This window comes from Maribacter sp. TH_r10, from assembly GCF_033101095.1.
GTDB lineage: Bacteria > Bacteroidota > Bacteroidia > Flavobacteriales > Flavobacteriaceae > Maribacter_A > Maribacter_A luteus.
Map to the genome: position 1 here is coordinate 1 of NZ_JAWMPY010000034.1, position 623 is coordinate 623.

General features: G+C 34.5%; 1 protein-coding gene. It reads right to left on the bottom strand.

Annotated elements, in window-relative coordinates:
* Positions 1–178: 178 nt before the first annotated feature.
* Complete coding sequence (locus R3X28_RS19205) at positions 179–601, bottom strand: hypothetical protein (protein ID WP_317666505.1); 423 nt, start codon at positions 599–601, stop codon at positions 179–181.
* Positions 602–623: the final 22 nt, after the last annotated feature.

Consider the following 623-nt stretch of genomic DNA (forward strand, 5'->3'; position numbering starts at 1 on the left):
CGGAGGCAAGGAAACTATTCGTTTCCGTCTGCCGACCTAGCTAAAGCTTATTGTTTTGCTTTTTCTTTTTTTGTTCCAAAGCTAAATCCATAAGATTTAGCGACTTCATAAATATACACAGACCTTTAGATTTCACCCTAAAGTCCGCATTACGTTTAGGTATTGTTAGCTTGTCGTTTTATTCCACTAACCTAAGGCGTATAGGGTATTCCATAAAAGTATTCACAGCCTTATTATCGCAGAATCCACTTGTCCATTCCGTCTCCGTTATCACTTTCAGAATTTTTCTTTCCAGTCCCTTTAATGGCGATTCCAGAATTATTCTTTCTCCAGTAACTTGTCCATCTGCGCAAACAATGAATCCAACAATTAGTTTTTCTTCAGGGCTCCCTTCAATATTAGCAGTCGTTTCTATTTTAATTTGTTTAATGAACTCTTTCATCAAACTATTTTTTCCATTTTTCGGTTCAGGTAACTTTTCAGGGTTTTTGTATACTTTTTCATTGGTTAGCGAATCCATAAATACTTCACAATTCGAGCTTTCTTGTCCCCAAATAAGTGTTGAGAATAGAAATATTATTATATGAAGTTTATTTTTCATTTATAAAGTTGAGAAATGCAAG